This is a genomic window from Bacillus sp. 0102A (assembly GCF_036765155.1).
Taxonomy (GTDB): Bacteria; Bacillota; Bacilli; order Bacillales; family Bacillaceae; genus Bacillus; species Bacillus subtilis_G.
This window is the reverse complement of sequence record NZ_JBAIZW010000029.1, coordinates 1-382: the sequence shown is the minus strand read 5'-3', so window position 1 is coordinate 382 and position 382 is coordinate 1. Positions and strand designations below refer to the sequence as shown.

Sequence of the window (382 nt, the reverse complement as noted above, 5' to 3'; positions counted from 1 at the left end):
AGTGACGACGGTTCATTTTATTCCGGCTATGCTGAACAGCTTTCTGGATCAAGCGGAAATGGAATCGCTGGGTGACGGGACAAGCCTGAAGCGTGTATTCGCCGGAGGTGAACCGCTTGCGCCCCATACGGCGGCCCGTTTTGCTTCTTTATTGCCGCAGGTTTCGCTGATCCATGGCTACGGGCCGACAGAAGCAACGGTAGACGCGACATTTTACGTATTGGACCCAGAGCGGGACAGGGATCGCTTGCGGATTCCGATCGGGAAGCCTGTACCCGGTGCGCGTTTATATGTTTTAGATCCGCATTTAGCCGTACAGCCTTGCGGTGTCGCCGGCGAACTGTACATCGCCGGATCGGGTGTTGCCAGAGGCTATTTAAAC

At 55.5% G+C, this 382-nt stretch carries 1 protein-coding gene; it reads left to right on the top strand.

Translation table 11 applies throughout. The features are described 5' to 3' along the window. On the top strand, nucleotides 1-382 hold a 382-nt coding region (locus V6D41_RS21450), incomplete at both ends, for an AMP-binding protein (protein ID WP_333519572.1).